19 protein-coding genes, 1 tRNA gene and 1 pseudogene are annotated in these 20,244 nt (G+C 41.1%); 8 read left to right on the top strand and 13 right to left on the bottom strand.

The window, feature by feature from the left end; all coding sequences use genetic code 11:
• Positions 1-27 precede the first annotated feature (27 nt).
• Entirely contained in the window at positions 28-1,446 is a 1,419-nt protein-coding gene (locus tag H6G57_RS27160; protein ID WP_255528411.1) for an aldehyde dehydrogenase, read from the top strand.
• A 92-nt stretch (positions 1,447-1,538) separates the two neighbouring features.
• Here the strand turns inward: H6G57_RS27160 and H6G57_RS27155 are convergent, their stop codons facing one another.
• The 6 genes from H6G57_RS27155 to H6G57_RS27130 all read right to left on the bottom strand — a co-directional run bounded on the left by H6G57_RS27155 (position 1,539) and on the right by H6G57_RS27130 (position 6,927).
• Entirely contained in the window at positions 1,539-2,747 is a 1,209-nt protein-coding gene (locus H6G57_RS27155) for a 4-hydroxy-3-methylbut-2-enyl diphosphate reductase (RefSeq protein WP_190524694.1), read from the bottom strand.
• Positions 2,748-2,807: 60 nt separating this feature from the next.
• Positions 2,808-3,581: a lipoate--protein ligase family protein gene (locus H6G57_RS27150; protein ID WP_190524692.1), complete on the bottom strand. Its 774-nt coding sequence runs from the start codon at positions 3,579-3,581 to the stop codon at positions 2,808-2,810.
• A complete protein-coding gene (locus H6G57_RS27145; protein WP_190524690.1) occupies positions 3,550-4,026 on the bottom strand; it encodes a YbjN domain-containing protein in 477 nt (158 codons plus the stop codon). Before H6G57_RS27145 ends, H6G57_RS27150 begins: the two co-directional genes overlap by 32 nt.
• Positions 4,027-4,536: 510 nt before the next feature.
• The gene (locus H6G57_RS27140; protein ID WP_190524688.1) at positions 4,537-5,598 is read right to left on the bottom strand and encodes a class I SAM-dependent methyltransferase; all 1,062 of its coding nucleotides are present in this window, start codon (positions 5,596-5,598) and stop codon (positions 4,537-4,539) included.
• A 126-nt stretch (positions 5,599-5,724) separates the two neighbouring features.
• The gene (locus H6G57_RS27135) at positions 5,725-6,414 is read right to left on the bottom strand and encodes a hypothetical protein (RefSeq protein WP_190524686.1); all 690 of its coding nucleotides are present in this window, start codon (positions 6,412-6,414) and stop codon (positions 5,725-5,727) included.
• A 162-nt stretch (positions 6,415-6,576) separates the two neighbouring features.
• Positions 6,577-6,927, bottom strand: coding sequence for an antibiotic biosynthesis monooxygenase (locus H6G57_RS27130; protein ID WP_072719594.1), 351 nt, complete (start codon positions 6,925-6,927; stop codon positions 6,577-6,579).
• Positions 6,928-7,649: 722 nt separating this feature from the next.
• On the opposite strand from H6G57_RS27130, the gene H6G57_RS27125 reads away from it, so the two are divergent.
• Entirely contained in the window at positions 7,650-8,804 is a 1,155-nt protein-coding gene (locus tag H6G57_RS27125) for a DegT/DnrJ/EryC1/StrS aminotransferase family protein (protein WP_190524685.1), read from the top strand.
• On the opposite strand, the gene H6G57_RS27120 is transcribed toward H6G57_RS27125, so the two are convergent.
• Positions 8,781-8,924: a hypothetical protein gene (locus H6G57_RS27120; protein ID WP_190524683.1), complete on the bottom strand. Its 144-nt coding sequence runs from the start codon at positions 8,922-8,924 to the stop codon at positions 8,781-8,783. The two genes, H6G57_RS27125 and H6G57_RS27120, sit on opposite strands and share 24 nt — an antisense overlap.
• Positions 8,925-8,992: 68 nt before the next feature.
• Here H6G57_RS27120 and H6G57_RS27115 point away from each other — a divergent pair, with 68 nt between their 5' ends.
• Positions 8,993-10,666: an AarF/ABC1/UbiB kinase family protein gene (locus tag H6G57_RS27115; RefSeq protein ID WP_190524681.1), complete on the top strand. Its 1,674-nt coding sequence runs from the start codon at positions 8,993-8,995 to the stop codon at positions 10,664-10,666.
• Positions 10,667-10,997: 331 nt separating this feature from the next.
• Positions 10,998-11,408 (top strand): hypothetical protein, encoded by a 411-nt coding sequence (locus tag H6G57_RS27110; protein ID WP_190524679.1) that lies wholly within the window; start codon positions 10,998-11,000, stop codon positions 11,406-11,408.
• 13 nt (positions 11,409-11,421) lie between these two features.
• Here H6G57_RS27110 and H6G57_RS27105 read toward each other — a convergent pair whose 3' ends face one another.
• The gene (locus H6G57_RS27105; RefSeq protein ID WP_190524677.1) at positions 11,422-12,120 is read right to left on the bottom strand and encodes a TrkA family potassium uptake protein; all 699 of its coding nucleotides are present in this window, start codon (positions 12,118-12,120) and stop codon (positions 11,422-11,424) included.
• Between the two features lie 34 nt (positions 12,121-12,154).
• Positions 12,155-13,489, bottom strand: a complete 1,335-nt coding sequence (locus H6G57_RS27100; protein WP_190524675.1) for a TrkH family potassium uptake protein — start codon at positions 13,487-13,489, stop codon at positions 12,155-12,157.
• 114 nt (positions 13,490-13,603) lie between these two features.
• Here H6G57_RS27100 and H6G57_RS27095 point away from each other — a divergent pair, with 114 nt between their 5' ends.
• Positions 13,604-14,461: a methyltransferase domain-containing protein gene (locus tag H6G57_RS27095; protein ID WP_190524673.1), complete on the top strand. Its 858-nt coding sequence runs from the start codon at positions 13,604-13,606 to the stop codon at positions 14,459-14,461.
• Between the two features lie 65 nt (positions 14,462-14,526).
• Here the strand turns inward: H6G57_RS27095 and H6G57_RS27090 are convergent, their stop codons facing one another.
• From H6G57_RS27090 to H6G57_RS27080, 3 genes are all read right to left on the bottom strand, one after another.
• Positions 14,527-15,504 carry a helix-turn-helix domain-containing protein gene (locus H6G57_RS27090; RefSeq protein WP_190524671.1) on the bottom strand — a complete coding sequence of 326 codons (978 nt, stop codon included), beginning with the start codon at positions 15,502-15,504 and terminating at the stop codon, positions 14,527-14,529.
• A 118-nt stretch (positions 15,505-15,622) separates the two neighbouring features.
• A complete protein-coding gene (locus tag H6G57_RS27085) occupies positions 15,623-16,663 on the bottom strand; it encodes a hypothetical protein (protein ID WP_190524668.1) in 1,041 nt (346 codons plus the stop codon).
• Between the two features lie 134 nt (positions 16,664-16,797).
• Positions 16,798-17,469: an Npun_F0813 family protein gene (locus tag H6G57_RS27080; RefSeq protein ID WP_072719584.1), complete on the bottom strand. Its 672-nt coding sequence runs from the start codon at positions 17,467-17,469 to the stop codon at positions 16,798-16,800.
• Between the two features lie 264 nt (positions 17,470-17,733).
• Between H6G57_RS27080 and H6G57_RS27075 the strand changes: the two genes are divergently transcribed.
• Positions 17,734-17,807: transfer RNA gene (locus H6G57_RS27075), tRNA-Arg, on the top strand.
• Positions 17,808-18,720: 913 nt separating this feature from the next.
• Positions 18,721-19,230, top strand: a complete 510-nt coding sequence (locus tag H6G57_RS27070; protein ID WP_190524666.1) for a hypothetical protein — start codon at positions 18,721-18,723, stop codon at positions 19,228-19,230.
• A 179-nt stretch (positions 19,231-19,409) separates the two neighbouring features.
• On the opposite strand, the gene H6G57_RS27065 is transcribed toward H6G57_RS27070, so the two are convergent.
• The gene (locus H6G57_RS27065; protein ID WP_190524664.1) at positions 19,410-19,595 is read right to left on the bottom strand and encodes a hypothetical protein; all 186 of its coding nucleotides are present in this window, start codon (positions 19,593-19,595) and stop codon (positions 19,410-19,412) included.
• Positions 19,596-19,766: 171 nt separating this feature from the next.
• On the opposite strand from H6G57_RS27065, the pseudogene H6G57_RS27060 reads away from it, so the two are divergent.
• Positions 19,767-20,244, top strand: a pseudogene (locus H6G57_RS27060) (hypothetical protein); the annotation flags it as partial.

Genomic DNA, 20,244 nt, shown 5'->3' with positions numbered 1-20,244 from the left:
AGTTGCAATAACTTTACTCTGATCAAGTTGTACCATAAAAGGGGATCAGGGAAATTTGGAGAGGTGAAAATGACTGAAAAAACTGCTATTCAACATTTAATCGCGCAACAACGGGACTTTTTTGCGACGGGACAAACCCAGGATATCGAGTTTCGTCTCGAACAACTTTATCGTTTAAAACAAGCGATCGCAGACCATGAAACGGCTATTATTAACGCAGTCAAAGCGGATTTAGGCCGTCCTGATCTGGAAGCTTATTTTGAACTCGCTCCCGTTGCTGAAATTAATTATGCTATTAAACATCTCAAATCTTGGGTTAAACCGCAAAAAGTTACCCCCTCTTTAAGTCAATTTCCTGCTTCAACCTGGATTTATCCTCAACCGTTAGGAGTTGTATTAATTATAGCTCCTTGGAATTATCCGTTTCAACTACTTATTTCTCCTTTGGTTGGAGCGATCGCGGCTGGTAATTGTGCGATTTTAAAACCCTCAGAAATTAGTCAAAATACGTCTAAAATTATTAGTGAGATTATTAATAAAAATTTTAATTCTGAATATATTACTGTCGTTGAAGGCGGGGTGGAAACCAGTCAAGAGTTATTAGCTGAAAAGTTTGATCATATTTTCTTTACTGGAGGCACAAAAGTAGGGAAGATTGTAATGGAAGCAGCCGCCAAACATTTAACACCTGTAACCTTAGAGTTAGGTGGAAAAAGCCCTTGTATTGTGGATGAAGATATTCAATTTGATTATACAGCAAAACGGATTGTTTGGGGGAAATTTGTGAATGCAGGTCAAACTTGTATCGCCCCAGATTATGTGCTGGTAGATTCTCGAATTAAATCAGAATTAATCACCGCAATGCAACAATCTATTCAAACCTTTTTTGGGGAAAATCCCGCCACTAGCCCTGATTATGCTCGCATCATTAACCGTTTCCATTTTAACCGATTACAGGAATTTTTAAAAGCAGGTAAAATCATTACAGGCGGTGAAACCAACCCCGAAACTCAGTATATTTCCCCCACAATTATTGATCAAGTCTCTTGGGATGATGCGGTTATGCAAGAGGAAATTTTTGGGCCGATTTTACCGATTTTGGAGTATGATGATTTAGGAGAAGCGATCGCTCAAATTAACAGCCGTCCCAAACCCTTAGCATTATATTTATTTTCTCAAAATAAAGACAAACAAAACCGCATCTTACAAGAAACTTCATCAGGAACCCTGTGTTTAAATGACACATTATTACAGTTTAGTAGTCGAACTTTGCCCTTTGGAGGAGTCGGAGAAAGCGGGATGGGAAGTTCTCACGGAAAAGCTACGTTTGATCGATTTTCCCATTATCGCAGTGTGTTAAAACAAACCTTTTTATTCGATTTACCTTTACGCTATGCACCTTATAAAGGAAAAGAATGGTTAATGAAAAAATTATTATTAATGTAATCGAAACTATAGATCTAGTAGAGACGCGCCATGGCGCGTCTCTACGGGATAGGAATGCGTAGTAAACATTTAAGAATTACTATCCTTAAGGTTTAACCCTGAACACTCGATAACTGCTGGGCAAAAATCTTTTCAATGACTTCTTCAACAACTTTATCAGGAGTAGACGCACCAGACGTAATTCCCACTAAAATTTCACCCTCTGGAAGCCAATTTTCTTGAATTTCTAAAGGCTTTCCTAACGGTTTATGTTCAATACGATTATCAGTTAAAATTCGTTCTGAACAATCAATATGATAAGACGGAATTCCTTTTTCAATAGACATTTCTTGCAAATGGGTCGTATTAGAAGAATTAAACCCACCAATAACAACCATTAAATCCAAGGGATCATCTAATATTCCAATCATGGCATCTTGGCGTTCTTGGGTCGCATCACAGATGGTATTAAAACTTTGAAAATGTTGATTTAAGTTATCGGGGCCATATTTTTTCATCATCGTATGTTCTAAAAGTTTTCCGATTTGTTCGGTTTCACTTTTTAACATTGTTGTTTGGTTAGCAATACCAATTTGGACTAAATCTTGATCAGGATCAAAACCCTCGGAACAAGCACGACTAAATTTTGCTAAAAACTCCTCACGGTTGCCCCCATTCAGAATATAATTCGAGACATATTCTGCTTCTTTATAATTCAAAACAATTAAATATTTATCCGCAAAAGAACTGGTAGCGACGGTTTCTTCATGGCTATATTTTCCATGAATAATTGAGGTATAATCTCTCTTTTTATGTTTCTCAACGGTATTCCAAACTTTAGAAACCCAAGGACAAGTTGTATCGACAATTTTACAGCCTTTTTCATTCAAGATTTGCATTTCTTGAACACTAGCCCCAAAAGCAGGTAATATCACCACATCCCCAGAATTGACCACGGAAAAATCCTTATTCCCATTTTCTACCGGAATAAACTCAACTTTCATATCCTGTAAATGTTGATTTACAGAAGGATTATGAATAATTTCATTAGTAATCCAAATATTTTCCGTCGGGAAATGCTGGCGAGTTTCATAGGCCATTGCCACTGCCCGTTCTACACCCCAACAAAACCCAAAAGATTGAGCCATTTTAATGGTAACATTACCGCGTTTAATAATATAGTTATTCTCTCGAATTTCTTGAATTAAAGAACTTTGATAGGCAGATTGCATGACAGTCGCAACTTCTTTTTCATGACCAAAACCTTTACGATGATAGGTTTCTGACTGTTGTAATGAACGTCTAAATGCTTTTGTATCCATCTTTTTTTAGTTTTTAACTCAGATGCGTTTATTATTGATGATTTTAACAGAAAACACCTCTTAGCTAACTTGCCAATGAGTTGAATACTGCTGTACAATTGTCTCTAATTCCAGATCCGAAAGGGGTTCTATTACCCATTCCACCCCAAAACAACGACTAGCCGCCATCGCCAAAGCTTCGATAACCGTTGGAATTAAGCTGTCTGGTGAAGCGACTGAGGTTAAAGTGGGTGTAGGCATTTCCAAACCAAACACCTGACGAAATAATTCTGCATCGGGGGTTAACCGGATTGACCCATGTTGTAAAATGGTTCCATTCCCCCTCAGTTGGGCGCTCCCAATTAATTTGGTGCCATCGGATAAGACTAAATCGGCGCTGGTGGCAGTGGCGAAACAGTTCGGGTTGTGAATGTATCCTCGCCCCCCACAACCATAGTGTAGTTCAACGCCGAGCGATCGCCATCCTTCAATTAAAAATTGGCATAATATTTGATAGGCAGCCTTGTGATTGTCGGTTAATCCAGAGGTAATCACTGCATAGGTTAAATCCCCCTGATGTAAAACAGCCCTACCTCCCGTTGGACGTCTGACTAAGGGTAACGGTTGATTTTGCCACCTTAACCCTTGCCAATGTTGCGGCCAATTTTTTTGATGATAGCCTAAAGAAATCGTTGCCGTTTCCCACAGATAAAACCGCAAAGTCGAGGGATGTTGACCTTGTTGATGTTGGTGAAATAACCAATGGTCAATCGCCATTTGCAGATGTCCCGATGCGTTCAAGACGGGAATTAAACGCCAAACTTTAGAGTCCGAATTCTGCTTGTAATTGATCATCGTTATTATCAGCAATGGTTGCTACAATCGTAATAATCCGAGAGATTTCACTCGCAGAAATATCCGCTAACGTCCGACTGGATAAAACCACAACTTGATCATTAACAATGGCAAAATGGGATTCTAAAGTTGATAACCAGTTCATTTCTAATAATCTTCGCATTAACAAGTTTTCATTTTTCACCGGGAATTTCAGTACAGAGGCCCAAACCGTGAGGGTATCTTCATCGGTTTCTCCCGTGAGTTGGACAAACACTTCGACGCTACCATATTCAAACTGCCAAACCTTACCCGCTTCGGACGTTGCCACCATCACCTTTTGGTCTTCAGCTAACCCAGCAAGAACCGCTTCAATTTCGTCGGAAGGTTTGACGGTGGCCATGGCATCTTCAATCAGTTCGTCGTTCGTTTCAGTGGTTAACGGGGCTTGTTCTGTACTTGTCATAATAAAAAAATGGGAAGTTTGGAAACCGCGTCTGTTCAGAGCGCGGAGGAAAAACGACTCAGGAGAATTTATTCTCCGTGAATACTAGATTGGGAACCGACAAAAATTGTTGTATTTGCCGATTCCTGTTTTTTTTTGGGATTTCTCCCACTCCTATTTCTAGGGTGAAGTTAGCTGAGTGCTTCGCACACGCTGCGCGAACGCCAATGTTATCGGTCGGTAACTATCTCAAAAGCACTGTTTTACCCCTCGTAAAACTGTTTAACTTTTAAGTTCCAGAGCAACAGACTAGCTACGCATCTATTGGTGGGTTCTTGAACACTTGCCGATAACGTAGCCGTTAGGCTCAGGCTGGTCAGCTATCCAAAGTTAGAGGCATGAAGCCCCGTCTCTTTAGAGCGGGGTGCTGACAATACTGTTACTCGCGTTTATTGAATTGTATCCTAAGTCGCCCTCCCCTTGCTAAGGAGAGGGTTAGGTGAAGTCACAAGGGTTGTATCAACCCAACCTTTAAACCGATTTATGGGCAATCCAATATTTACTGGCAAAATGGTTTTGAGTGGTAATATTTTGGAATCCTGCCTTTTCTAATCGTTCTACTAAATCATCCCTAATATAATGATTATAATAGGGCTCATGCAATGTCTTGGGAAAGTTTTCCATTAGGGGTGTCAAATCGGGATAATCCGAAATTTGCATGGAATCACAAATAATAAAAATGCCTCCGGGTTTAATCACTCGCCAACATTCATTAATTACCTTTTGACGAACATTTGCAGGTAATTCATGGAATAAAAAAACGGAGGTAACGCCATGAAAGAAATCATCACAAAAGGGTAACTCTTCAGCATTAGCTTGAATCAGTTGAGGTAACTCTTGGGGAATTTCCGATAAAAGTTGATTGGCTTTTCGTAAATAAGCCGGAGATAAATCCACACCAAATAAGGACGCTTTGGGTAACATCGCCCGAATATTTTTCAGGGTTCGACCTGTTCCACAGGCAACATCTAACACCCGAATTTGTTTTTCAGGAATATCATTAAATCGGTTTAACCCTGTTTTTAAAGGGGCAAGAACTCGGCGACGCATGGCATCTGCACCCCCATAAAATAAAATTTCTACTTGCAAATCGTATAAATTTGCAGACATCTCACTCAAATATCCATCGGTTTGATGATGGAAGTTCTGCACATAATAACTCGGATATCCTTCTATATCAATATTAGCAGAAAAATCTTGATGCTGTTTTTGATTTGCCCGTTCTCTGCGTTCAGGTAGCTCTAATAAAATGCTCGGATAGTAACGAAAGAAATCCTCCCAGGGATTATCAAATAAAATAGAAACGGGATACACCCCTTTTTCGGCATCTTTCCAGTCTGTTTCAAGGATTTCATTCAATAACTGTCGGATTTTTAACAGAATTTCAGGACTCAGGGGTTCGGTTTTCCGCTCAGGAGAAATGGGATTAATCCAATTCAGCAGTTGATGGGTTAGGGTGCTATGAGCCACACTAAAATAGCTTTTTCCCTGCTGAAATGCTTGGTAGGTTAATTTAGTGAGTGGGTCAGTCATGGTTCAAGATGAGATAGATGTAACGGGTTTTTAGGTCTTATTAAATATTGTAATATTTTGGTTAAAAATTGCAACTTGGGGTTGAGATTGGTTCTCGGATTAGATGAAATTAAAGGCGATCGCTTATTAAATATTAGAGTAATCATTCCGAATTTGTTGTAAAGCTCGATAGAATTTTTTACGATGAATCCATCCCACATAACCCGCAAAACAACAATTTCCCGCCGGGTCAATCAAAAATACATAATCAACTTTTGCTAAGTTTTTCCAAACATTGATTTTTATATTATTCTCTAATATAATGTAGGGGGTTGAATATCCTACATTTTCAAAATGGGTAGGATTCATCCCCCAAATATTTTGTAAGCTGTTCATAATATTTAAAAGTTGTTTTTTGATAGGATCAGTATTAGGTTTTTTGATAGAATCAGTATTAGGTTCTTGGGTGGGAACAGGGGGAGCAGGATCAATATTGAGTTCAATTTTAGCAACGGTATATTCACCGGAACCCAGAAGCTCACCGCCATTTTGATTATAGGTTCCGCGTAATTTTCCATCAATATAAAGTTCAAAACGTCCACACCAATCTTGATTAAATAACCCTCTGAGAATTCGTTCTTTTAGACTGTAAGTTTTAATCATAAAATTCAATAAATTAACTCCTTCTTGTAAGCTAGAAGAAATATTAAGTTTTTGCCCCGTTACCAAAGAAAAATAATGTTCATTCACCCAAATACAGGCCTGATCCCGACCTTCAATTAAGCGAACTTCGATTAAACTGGTATTCAGGGCCGAAAGTTTAATCATTGATTCCATAATTCACCTCAATTGTAGGGTGTGTAAGTGCAGTGTAGGCGATTAATAAGGTGTTATACAATTAATAAATCCCATCTTTAATCTTAAAAACCCGCAGGCGCGGGTTTTGTTGGTATAACCACAGATTTTAATCGGTTTAAAAAGTCGAAACCGATCAAAATTTTATCGCAATAGCGCTTCTGCAAGTTGCTCTAAACGAATAGCACTGCTCACTTCATAAAACGATGTCGTGGGTGCTTTGACAAATAAAGTTGCCATTTCATTCATAATAGATTGATAGGCTTCTGTTTGATTATCAGAGACATCCATATCGCCAATATCTTCCCAAAAAATAATGGCAATTCCTTTATCGGTTCCCGGCTCTTGAAGTAAGTAAGCCCCTTGAAAGCCTTGTTTATAAGTGGCTACGGCTTTTTCAAATAATGTTTGAGCTTCTTTAAATTTACCCGGTTTGAATTCACCGATAGCAACGTAGGCAACTTTTCGTCTTAGAAAATCCTGAAATTCAGACATAAGTTAAGGGATGTAATAAACGATAATTTTTCCAGAGATTCTATATCTGGTGTTTCGGCCTGTTGATGAAGGGACTCAGGTTTCACTCTTGACCATCACCGTAAACCGGAGAAAATAGGCTAAGGGGAACTAAAAAATTTTGACGACTGTTCCCGACCTCACAGGCTGAGTCAAATAGCAAATTGTTCAGGCTGTATTCTTCGGGGAAAGAGGATAACAAATGGTATTTTTTTGGTAAAATAGTCACTTGAAATCCAGTCTTATACAAAAAAAATCAATAGAAAGCCCCTCTATTTCCCAAAAGTGAATCAAAAATGAGGTACTCTCCGACAGGAAGAATTGATCACCTTTGCACGCTCTTGGGATGCAGATTCAACCTTTAACAATTTTACCAGTTTAATCCCCAAAAATTATAGAAAATAATTAAGAAGTTAAAATCAAAATCCTTTCATCTTCAAGCTCTAAGGGCAAAGACAATAGGGCTACAGAAATCCCCAATTACAGATTTTTGCCAACCCCTAACCCAGAACTCCTAACGGAAGCCGAGTTTGGAGACTTGCTATCAACATTAACTCCTGTTATTCTCAACAGTGCAACGGCAGAAACAGCAATTGGGATCACAATTAGTCTCCTGAAAGCCCCAAATCTGTAAAATCTAAGGAAATCAAAAAACGTTCCTCAGAAAACGAACTAACTTTAAATTTTACTTGGTGGTGTGAAACGTGAATACAGTCCCTCCCCTTGATTTAAGCCAACAGTACAAATTAATTCAGGATGAAGTCAGCCAAGCGGTGCAAGCGGTCTTGGCTTCGGGTCGTTATATTGGAGGTTCCATCGTCGAAGCCTTTGAGCAGGAGTTTGGGCAATATATTGGAGTCCGAGAAACCATTGCTTGCAACTCAGGAACCGATGCTTTATTTTTGGCTTTACGCGCTTTCAATATCGGGCCAGGGGATGAAGTGATTACCACACCGTTTACCTTTATCGCTACAGCCGAAATGATTAGTGCGGTGGGGGCAACTCCTGTGTTTGTTGATATTGATCCTCAAACCTTTAATCTCGATCTCGAACAAATCCCCAAGGCCATTACTGAAAGAACCAAAGCCATTATTCCGGTGCATTTATTTGGTCAACCTGTAGATATGACTCGGTTAATGGCGATCGCCCAATCCTATCATTTAGCAGTGATTGAAGACTGTGCTCAAGCAACGGGAGCCACTTGGCAAGGGCAAAAGGTCGGCAGTATTGGACATATTGGCTGTTTTAGTTTCTTCCCCACTAAAAATTTAGGAGCTTGTGGAGATGGGGGGGCTGTAACGACCCAAGATCCAACTTTGGCTCAGTCCATGAGAATTATTAAAGAACATGGTCAAGCCAGCCGCTATCGTTCAGAAACCATCGGGATTAATAGCCGTTTGGATGCGTTGCAAGCTGCTATTTTACGAATTAAACTGCCGTATCTTGACACTTGGAACCAACAACGGCAAGCCGTCGCTCAACGATATCACCAATTTCTCTATCCTCTTGCTGAAATCATCACTCCCCAAGAAATTGCTGGGGGCCAGAGTGTGTGGAACCAATACACCATCCGGGTTCTATCAACCTCCGACGGATTGAATTCTGATCTCAAACCCCGAGATTACCTGCGAAATTATCTCCAGGAAAAGGGAATTGGTTCTATGATTTACTATCCCATTCCCCTCCATCAACAACCCGTTTATCAAAATTTAGGATATCAACCCCATCAACTGACCAATGTTGAAGCCGTTTGTCAGGAAGTTTTATCTTTACCGTTGTTCCCGGAATTATCCCCAGACCAACAACAGCAAGTCATTGATGCCCTGAAAGAAGGATTAGTTCAAACGCCACAACGGTAAAGATGTGCTATAAAGCGTTTCTACCGTTGCAATTTTTGTATACTGTAATGTAATGAAACGATAAAAAATTTCACAAATCTTGGTTGATTCGGTATCGGTTGTCCGTTGTTGATCAATCATCAATCGTCAACCGTCAACTTTTTATCCAAAACCTAACAATTTAACGGTAACAGAGGACTATTACAAGCGTGAATCCACAGGCAGGAACATCAAGACGACGTTATGACCCACAGGAGATTGCCCGCTATTATCGTCGTCGTCCTTGGTTAGCAATTGGGCGAACAATCCTAATAATTTGGCACTTTGCCGGGTTTCTTCTGGGTTTATTATGGGATCAATGGCAACATCGAGACGTTGAACATACCCCCGAACGAGCAGCCCACCTCCGCCATGTTCTCACCGATTTAGGCCCCACCTATATTAAGGTCGGTCAAGCTCTTTCCACTCGTCCTGATTTAATTCGTAAGGATTTTTTAGAGGAATTAACTAAACTTCAAGATCAATTGCCTCCCTTTAATCATGAGCAGGCAATGGCAATTATTGAAGCAGAATTAGACCAAGATTTAGATCTAATTTACAGCGAAATTTCTCCTGAACCCATTGCGGCGGCGAGTTTAGGTCAAGTTTATCGCGCTCGACTGCGAACCGGAGAAGAAGTGGCTGTTAAGGTACAGCGCCCGAATTTATTACCCGTTTTGACCTTAGATTTATATTTAATGCGCTGGGCTGCGGGATGGCTTTCTCCTTGGTTGCCGTTAAATTTAGGTCATGATTTAACCTTAATTGTCGATGAATTTGGGATTAAGTTATTTGAGGAAATTGACTATATTAATGAAGGGCGCAATGCTGAACGCTTTGCTACTTATTTTGCCGATGATTCTCATGTTAAAGTTCCCTCAATTTATTGGCGTTACACCACAACTTGTGTTTTAACTTTGGAGTGGATTAATGGCTTTAAATTGACGGATACGGAACGAATTAAAGCCGCTGGATTAGATCAAGATGCTCTGATTCAAATTGGAGTCACCAGTGGTTTAAGACAGTTGTTAGAATTTGGCTTTTTCCACGCCGATCCTCACCCCGGTAATTTATTTGCTCTGCCCGATGGTCGCATGGCATTTATTGATTTTGGGATGATGGATCAGTTGGAACAAAACACCAAAGAAACCCTCGTGGATTCAGTGGTGCATTTGATCAATAAAGATTATGATCAACTGGCAATTGATTTCGTTAAATTAGGGTTTTTATCTCCCGAAACTGATATTAGACCGATTATCCCCGCCTTAGAATCGGTTTTAGGAAATGTGATGGGAACCAGTGTTAAGGATTTTAATTTTAAAACGATTACCGATAGTTTTTCGGAATTGATGTATGAATATCCCTTCCGAGTTCCGGCTCAATTTGCCTTAATTATTCGCTCTCTGGTGACGCAGGAAGGCATTGCTTTGAGTTTAAATCCTGATTTTAAAATTGTGGATGTGGCTTATCCTTATGTCGCCCGTCGCTTATTAAATGGGGAAACTCCAGCCTTACGCCGTCGTTTAATTGAAGTTTTATTTAAGGATGGGAAATTTCAATGGCAACGGTTAGAAAATATGATTGCGATCGCTCGTTCAGATCGGAATTTTGATCTATTACCAACGGCACAATTAGGATTAAAATATTTACTGTCTGATGAGGGAGACTTCTTACGACGACAAATTATTTTGGCGTTAACAGAAGATGATCGCCTCCATACCGCAGAAGTTCAACGGTTATGGAGTTTAATTCAACCTGATTTACAACCCAGTCGTTTGTTCGATGCGGCTTGGGGTGCAATCTCCCAATTTTCAACTGATCAAGTTGCGGCCCTTAAACTTTAATTGTTGAACAAAAGGGAACAGGGAACAGGGAACAGGGAACAGGGAAGAAGTAAAAAACTCGGTTAATGGTCAACCGTCAACCATTGGCGTCAACAATCGCGCTAAAAGTAGGCTTGTTACCGAAAGTTCTTTGATTTTTTTAAGTGTCCTAGATCCCCCCTAGCCCCCCTTGGAAAGGGGGGAACAGGAGATCAAAGTCCCCCTTTTTAAGGCTATGCCCTGAGCCTGCCGAAGGGGGGATTTAGGGGGATCTGTTCTCGGCTGTAATCACAGGTTTTCGGCTTAAGTTGACACTGATGACCATCAACCGTTAACAACCAACCCATAATTTATGTATAATTCTGCTGATCCACCTTTGCTTTTACTGGTTGCGGGTTTATTCATTGGAATAACTTCCTGTACCGCCTTTGTTGTGACGCTCAAACAACTGTTAAAAGAATGGTCTAAAAACCGTTCAACTCGTAATTTAGCGAACCTGCGAGGTACTCAAGTCTTTTTTCCCTTTTCGGGAGTGGCATTAGGAATTTGTATTTTTCTGGCTTCCTGTTTGCAAGTTTTTGCCTTTTCAGGAATCATTGCTTATGGGTTTTCTATTCCTTTAACGGTATTAATGGCGGGATTAGTTTGGTATCAGCTAACTCGGTTATTTAATCAACTTGAAGAACGGGGTTTAAGAGGGATTGATTTAGACGATTTAAGTTTAGGTAAAATCATCCCTCAACAAAATCCACAGGATAATTAATCGCGGATAAATTCTAACCCGCTAAACGATTAATATCCTGATTAGAACCCACAACAACAATTAAGGTTCCTTTGTAAAGTCGTCGATTAGAAAGGGGATTAATATCCATTTTATCCCCTTCATTTTTAATTGCTAAAAGATTTAATCCATAGCGACGGCGGAGTTCTAATTCAGCAATGGTTTTGCCATCAAATTCATCAGGAACAATCATCTCTACAATACTATGTTCCGCATCCAGTTCAAATTGTTCAATTAAACGAGGACGGGTTAATTGTCGAGCTAATTGTTGTCCCATTTCTTGTTCGGGAAAGACCACCAAATCCGCCCCAACTTTATTTAATAATTTAACATGGGTTTCCGATGAAGCTTTGGCAATGACATTAGTAACACCCCCTTCTTTTAAGTTTAAAGTGGTGGTAATACTTTCAGCCAAAAAACTACCCACCGCCACAATTACCGTATCAAATTCTAAAATTCCCGCTTCTCGAAGTGCAGAGGTTTCTGTTGAATCTAAGAGTAACGCATGGGAAGCTATTTGATCACTTAATGCTGAAGTTACTCGCTTTTCTTCTTTATCAACCGCCAGAACTTCATAACCGCTTTTGTGCAATGTTGAACAAACGGCACTCCCAAAACGACCTAATCCAATTACAGCAAATTGTTTTTTTTCGGTTCTGAGATTGCGTAAAAAATTCCAAGAAGAGAGATTCATATTGTGGGTTTTCCAGAAAGAGGAAATTAAAGTTTTATCCGACTAAAAGATTTTCTTCAGGATAGTCAATGGAGGTTGGTTTAGGATCTCCTAAAATTGCTGACATTAACAACAATACCCCAACCCGACCCATATACATTGTACTAATAATAATCAGTTTACTCAAGGGGGTTAAACTCGCTGTAATTCCCGTTGATAATCCCACGGTTGCAAAGGCAGAAACGACTTCAAACAAAATGGGATCGAAATCAATTTCAGGTTGACTTAAAGAGATGAGAATTGTCGAAATACAAATGACGACAAATGAACCCAATAAAACACCAATAGCTTTTAAAATTAAAGGTAATGGAATTTGGCGTTTATAACAAATCACTTCTTCTCGTCCTTGTAAAGCCGAGCGAGTCGCATTGAATAAAATCCGAATCGTTGTGGTTTTAATCCCTCCTCCCGTTCCCCCTGGACTAGCCCCCAAAAACATCAAAATAATCGATACAAATAACCCGCCAACGGTTAATGCTCCATTATTAATGGTATTAAATCCGGCGGTTCGAGTCGTGACCGATTGAAACCAAGCAGCCATGATTTGATCAGGAAAATTAAGGGGTTCTAAGGTTCCTGGATTACGATATTCTGTGAAGAACACTAAAACTGTGCCTAAAATTAATAGAAAAACTGTTGTGGAAGTAACAACTCGAAAGTGAACGGAAAAATCCCGACGCAGGGGATGTTTAGAAAAACGATTCCGAATCCATAAATAAAGTTCTTGAATCACTTGATAACCCATACCTCCCCAAATAATCAGAAAGGTAATCACAAAATTCAATAAAGGGGAGTGAACATAGCTGATAAAATTATCAGATAATAAACCAAAACCCGCATTATTAAAAGCATTTAAACTATGAAAGATAGAGAACCATAATCCTTGATTCCATCCCAAATCAGGAACAAACACAAATAACAAGAGAAAAACTCCTGTTATCTCAAAGATAGCTGTAGTTGCCACAATAGATTTTAATAAAGGAACAGCCCCCGCTATTCCCGAAGCATCTAAGGATTGTTGTAAAGCTAATTTATCCTTGAGGCGAAACTTCCGACCTAATACTAATAATAAAAAGGTGGTAACGGTCATGTATCCTAATCCTCCCACCTGAACCAGTAACACTAAAATAAACTGGCCCCAAAACGAGTAAAATTTCCCTACATCCACAACGGATAACCCCGTCACGCACACCGCAGAAGTGGCAGTAAATAAAGCTGTCAGAGGATTACCCCAGGTTCCGTCACTCAAGGAAAAGGGCAACATCAGCAAAATAGCCCCAACGGTAATCACCGCCAGGAAACCTAAACCTATTGTTCGAGATACGGTCATGGGAGTTTAAGCTCAATCTTCAAGTTAAGTTACAAGACAATTCCGAATCAATAGAATCATACTTTAGAGACGCTTACCGAAGTGTGTCCGAAAAAAATTCTTTGATTGATTCAGATGAACTCAACGTTATATCAACAAATTCAGCAATTCTATGATTCTTCTTCTGGTTTATGGGAAGAAATTTGGGGAGAACATTTACATCATGGATATTATGGGCCAGATGGAACCCTCAAAAAAGAACGACGTCAAGCCCAGATTGATTTAATTGAAGAACTTTTAAACTGGGGGTTGACCTCAAACCCTTTGACATTATCTCAAATTCTGGATGTGGGCTGTGGTATTGGGGGAAGTAGCTTATATTTAGCCGATAAATTTCAAGCTGAGGTTACAGGGATTACCCTGAGTCCTGTTCAAGCTAAAAGAGCCACAGAACGTGCCCTAGAAGCCCAATTACAGACAAAAACGAAGTTTTTGGTAGCTGATGCCTTAGAAATGCCCTTTGAGGCGAATCGCTTTGATTTGGTGTGGTCTTTAGAAAGTGCTGAACATTTCCCGAATAAAATTAAGTTTTTGCAGGAATCTTATCGAGTGTTGAAACCCGGAGGAACGTTACTGATGGCGACTTGGTGTCATCGTCCCTTAGAGGGAAATGCCGGACAACTTAACGATGCAGAACGTCGTCATTTAGCCGAAATTTATCGGGTTTATGCCTTACCTTATGTGATTTCTTTACCTGAATATGAAGCGATCGCCACTCAAATTGGGTTTAACCATCTCCAAACCGCCGATTGGTCTGTATCCGTTGCCCCTTTTTGGAATACTGTGATTAATTCAGCCTTCGATCTTCGCGCCCTGATGGGTTTAGTATTGAGTGGCTGGACAACGATTCAAGCGGCTCTCGCCTTACCGCTCATGAGTCGAGGCTATGAAACCGGATTGATTCGTTTTGGTTTATTACAAGCAACGAAATAGAGAGAGCAGGGGGAGAACAGGAGAAAGACGGGAAACCCTTTTCTGTCTCCTGTCTGCTGTCTGCTTCAAAATCGATAGACTTGGCCATCAATTAACAATCTAGTGATTCCTTTAGCCTGTAGATAGGGGGCAGCTTTTCTCAGGAGTCGGCCATCGGGGACTTTAAACACCCGTTGGTTTCGTCCTGAGAAACGACTCGCTACCCGGTGGTTATCAAACACAGGAAGGGTTTTTTCCAGAATTTCCTCCTCTGGAATCGTTCCTAACTCACTAAACGCTCTCAGAGGTTTAGCAATCAATTCTGAGGAGCGGTCAATCACTAAATAGCAGGTTCTGGGTAATGCCGTTTCTGTTAAAGGCAAAATCTTGACTAATGCAGTCCCTCCACTCGTCAGAGAGTGAGAAAATAGATTGTGCCGATTGTCGTCTTCATCCTCATCCTCATCCTCATCATCGCCAAACTCGTCTAGGTAGTCCTCCTCATTATGATTTTCCCCATCCTCGTCTTCTTCGTCTTCCTGGTTTTCCTCGTCATCCTCATTATCTTCATAGTCCCCAAACACATGGCCCCTGGAATCAAGCAGATCTTTTGCTAACAGTTCTTCTAAGCCGGGAGTAGAGGGTTGATAATTAGACGCTTGAGTCTGTATAAAATCTTCTCCTAAAGAATTAGAAGCGTTAGATTCTATAGGCTCCGACTCAAGGGCAGATGAGCGTTTACGCTTACGAGGCAGTATCAGTGTAGATTCGCGGGAAACCTCTACAGGTTCAGGTGTCTCCAAATCAAGAGTGAGTTGGGTTTCGGCAATATCCAAATCACCCAGATCCTCTAGGGAGCGTTTACCCGCACGATGAAGACGCTGTTTTTGAGTTGTCAGAATGTCATAAACATCTTTAGGAACAGCATTTTGCAGGACTCGTCTCACCGTTGAGCTACTGACTCCATAGCGTTCTGCCAAAGTTATCGTTGTTTCCTCTGGCACCTCTTGATAGAGCCTAATAATTTCCTGTTTTTCAGATTCAGAAAGTTTCGTGGATGTCATTGAGTTGGGAGTCACTTCATGTCAAAGGGTTAGGGATGAAAATAGGAATCAGATTTAACGTTGGGGTTAATCAGGGTGATCCGATGGATATCGAGAATTCGACTAACAGGTCAATCGATTAACTTTTCGCCGTGCGTCTGCTCCGTCGGCTTTGACGAGAACGGGTGGAGATGTCGTATTCCAAAATTGCGCCAACCGCAAATAAAACCCCCGTAAACACAAAGAACACCTCTAGCAAACCGCCACTTTCATAGTCCCCTTCCAGTCGGGAGTCAGACCATTTGAAGTACATATCCGCAATGTAAAGGGAAAAGATCGCAAATGCAATCATCCGCCACGATTGAGAAAATCGTCCGCCCCAAAACGCTAAAATCAGGGCTGTTGCTAAAATTAACAGGAAAACATCCCCGATAATATAGAACAAGTTCACCCCGAATTCGAGGGGTTCGAGTTTGCTATCAATGGCTTCTACCCATAAAGGAGCGGGTGAAGTTTCTTCCTCGGATTCAGCAGCAGGCGTTGCTGGGGTTTGAGTGCTCAGTTTTTCTACTTTAGGGGCAGATACCCCAGGAGTCGGGACTGAAGGTGCAGCAACCTGTTGTTCAATGGCCACAGGTTCCGGTGAACCCAGTAATCCAAAAAAGGTCGGACTAGCCACCCACAAACCAAAGGCGGTTCCTGCAACGGCTACCCCCACCAAAGCAACCCACTGTGCAATTTCTAAATCCACTCGTTTAGAAAGAACTGCCAAAATCATCCCCGCACCCAGAAATAGGTAACTGAGGACGTAAAAGGCATCGGCGATGGAAACCGCAGGATCTAAATGCCAAACCAGTTCCCATACCCCAAACAGGACACCCCCGATAAAGTAGAAAAATACCCCTAACCCGATACACAACCAGACATTGCGACCGCTGACCATCTGGGGACTTTGCCAGTTTCTATAACAGACAATCGAGGCTCCCAGAAATGCCCCTAATTCAAAAAAGTAGGTTCCGATGGAGTACCACAGAGGTAACTCTTCTCCTTCTACCGTCACACTAAACAGCAGGAAGAATAACAAGGCAAGAACAGCCCACACAATCCCTGCAATCACCAAGCCCTGTGCCGAAAACAGGGAGGACGATAAGGAGGACTTTTGTTGTGAAGTGCTACTCATAAGATTAAAATAACTAGCAACTTAAAGAATTAAGACAACCTTGAGAAGCTGATCGTTTTTAACTCCAGCATTTCAACAAGAGTCTTTGGTAAGATCGTCCCATATTTAGGTCAGATCAGCTAGTCTAACATGGGTCAATTCATAATCCAGAGTTTGTCCAAAGCAGACTGACTCAACCAATTGATAAACAGATCCCGATCATCTGGCGATAAATCTTCGAGCACTTCTTCTATCCCTTCAGCAAAACTGGTATTCCCAAAATAGCCTTTCCCTAACTTATAGAGTTCTTGCAGCAAGGTGCAGAGGTGATTCTCTTGCCAAGGTGGAATGTGCAGGCTATCCAGGGGATTTAGGGTCAGTAAGGTTTTTATAGCCTCTGAATGATCGGCTTGGGGAAACTTAGACTTTTGAAAAATTTTGATCAAATCTTTTTCAAAAGAACCCGCTTGTTTCGCCCCTAGCAAATCTTCAATATCAAAGTACACGGCTTGCAAGAGGAGTAAACAGGCTTGAGTCAAAATAGGTAATTTGGTGTCTGTTCCGCCGTGACCTTCTCCCAAGAGTTGATCTAAACGGACTTTTCCCCAAACACTATATCGATCTGATTCTTCTAATAGGACACAAGCTTTTCCCTTGTTATCAGTGAGATCTCGCCACAATGCTCTCGCCTCTTCCGCTTGTTGGGCGCTAAACATTTTCATCAGGCGAAATGTTTGTCCCTGATAATTTAAAACAGGAATCTGCTGATCTTTACTAGGGTGTTGAACCGTTGTTATTTCAACATCCGTTCGTTTCAATATAAACATGACACTTCTGCACCTACTCCTGTCCTGGCGGTCGGCTGTGTCTTTGATTGTAGTCCTTAACTTCTGTCTCCGCCTAGAAGCCTCAGACTTTTCCCGACAAAGATACGCTAGGCAGATCTTTACGGGTGACAGTTGGCTTGAGATCAAACCTCTTATTTCCGCCATTTACTCAGAATAACATGGCATCTGTCAATGGCTTGAGTAAAAGTCTTTTGAGATTGTGTTAAAAATTGAGCAGGAATAAGGTAAAATGTCTTATAGATTGGGTGTGTAACTCAGGTGGATAGAGTAGCGACCTTCTAAGTCGTCAGTCGGGGGTTCGAATCCCTCCACACCCGTTCAAAATCAAGCCTTTCAGACCCTGTTTTTTATTCTAAATGTCTCCAAAATGTCTCCAATAATTTTGGAGTCGTTTTGGAGACATTCTCCTAACAGCTTTTCCAACAACACCCAACTTCCTGAACTGCCAGAGCCACTAAAACCGATAATCCTGAAACCTTATTTAATAGTTCAGGTAATGGCAGTCAACCTCACCCCAATTTCTAATCCAGACAGCAACGACAGCGATCACTCTCCCAATCCCCAACTAAACCCGATAACCCAAACGGTCAGAGCCAGACTTTCAGAGGCAACCCCACACAATAATAGAGGCCTGCTAGAAACAAGCCTCAATCATCTATATCTATTGTCTAGTTCATATACTGTGGTGAGAATTCAGGGTTGGGTAAGTCGTTAGTTCCGGGCTGTTGCAACGTTTCTCGGATTCTGGCCCTAATATTTCCCCTGAGCATTTTCCTAGGAATATAACCCCCCAATGCCCTTGTACATTGATACAGAGGCATCTTATGTCTTCCCTAACCTTTCCTTTCCCGACTATTCCCCTTATCCTTTTTATTTTTTTCTCTATTTTTTTTCCTTAAATAGGGGTTGAACCGTCACCAATGGCTGAAAGATATATATAGAGGGAGTTCTGAACCGTCACCTGAACCGTCACCCAACCGTCACCACCCCAGTTGAACCGTCACCTTTTTTTTAAACCCTTACACAGAAGGACTTCTGAACCGTCACCCTTTTTTAGCGATCGCTATTTGACTTTTAACCAAACCTCCCAACGGATGACTACCCCCGGCGGCATGGGACAGCAGGGGGGTAAGGTTGACGGTTGTTAAATTAAACTTGAATACAGGTATTGACATCTCCAAAGGATGACCGTAGGATGAGGGAATAAACTTGAATACAACTTTATAACCTATGGCCACTGATGAGATTATGGTGAGGCCTAAAGGGGGACGGGGGAAACGGGCTGACTACACTACCGTCCAGGTTAGATGTCCAGAACCCATTAAAGCGGCTGTTGTTAATTTGATTAATCAATGGCATTTGGGAGAGGTTCAACCATCGGAATCAGCGACGGAATTAACGGAACTGAAAACGGAAATTGAGGCGTTAAAACAAGCTAACCAAAACTTGAATACAACTATTGAGGAGCTAAGGAAACAGAATAAAGAGTTAGAATCTACTCTTGAGACTAATACCCTAAAAACTGAGTTAACTGAGTGTAACCAAAACTTGAATACAAGTATAGAGACGACCGAACAGATAAACCTGAATACAAGTATAGATACAACGGAACAGTCAAACCTGAATACAGGTATAAGTCAACAAGTAAAGGATATCCTAGAGGATGCCCTAACCTTAAGAGCTAACGCTGGGGGTAAAATTAAAGACGCTATCAGACAAGCTTTAAGCCTTCTGAGTTAAAGCAAAAACCATCCTTTTAACGGGATGGTTTATAAACGTGATGAACTAATTTAATTTTACCCTTAAAGTTTAGGATTTACTATCATCTTGATTGCAGTTAAAACCTAATCCTAGACCTAGCAAACAACCCCCCGGCAAAATGCTAGGGGGTTGAGTTGTTTGTGATGGCATTTTGAGCTTTACTCTTGGTTCTCTATTTCTCCGTCCTTTTCTGCCTTCTCTACCTCTTGAATTAGCAACCAGGCTAAAAGGTTAGACAGAGAACGGAACCGTTTCTTGGCCAGTTTCTCTCCCTTCTCTTTGAGATCTGGATCAATATAGACGTTAACTCTAGGAAGCTTGCTAGGCACGGTTTGAACAGTCATAGGTGCATATTAATTCTACTCTACACCCACATCTTAACATTGAAGGGTTGACAGTGGGTGTACTTAAACGTTACAGTATCCCTAGAACACAAAAACAAACCCACTGGTGTCTGTCTTCCAAACGTTTCACCAGTGGGCCGTATATCCCTACTAATAGGAGATGACTCTATTATGACGTCAGCTAGTGTAGCCGTTAAGCGGCTTCAGTCGGAATCTTTACAACAGAAATCCCTGAATGAACTCAAGCAGGACGCGGCTGAGTTGGGACTGAGTAAAGAAGATGTGAAACAGTTTGGCAGCTTGTCCTATAAACAAACCTGGTTAGATGCCATTGGGGAAGCGATCGCTAATGAATTTGAAGAAGTTGAAACGGTGGAATATATCACTGTAAGCCTAAAAGACGACCCCACAACCGAGCCAGAGGCAACGGAAATCGCCTGCTTAATTGATCACCCCGTTTTAGCAGAGGGGGAATTGCGCGAACCTGCGGACGGGAGTATTTATCTGGGAAGCGATAGCCGAGGTTTACCGACCTATTGGGGCCTGTTTGACTCTGACGAGGACAAATTAGATATCTATTCCCTGAAAGAATCAGACCCGATTACCCCTCTGATTACCATCGGAAACGTTGAGAAAAAATTATTAAGTT

It is taken from the genome of Planktothrix sp. FACHB-1365 (assembly GCF_014697575.1).
Taxonomy (GTDB): domain Bacteria; phylum Cyanobacteriota; class Cyanobacteriia; order Cyanobacteriales; family Microcoleaceae; genus Planktothrix.
This window is presented reverse-complemented; position numbering and strand designations above follow the sequence as displayed.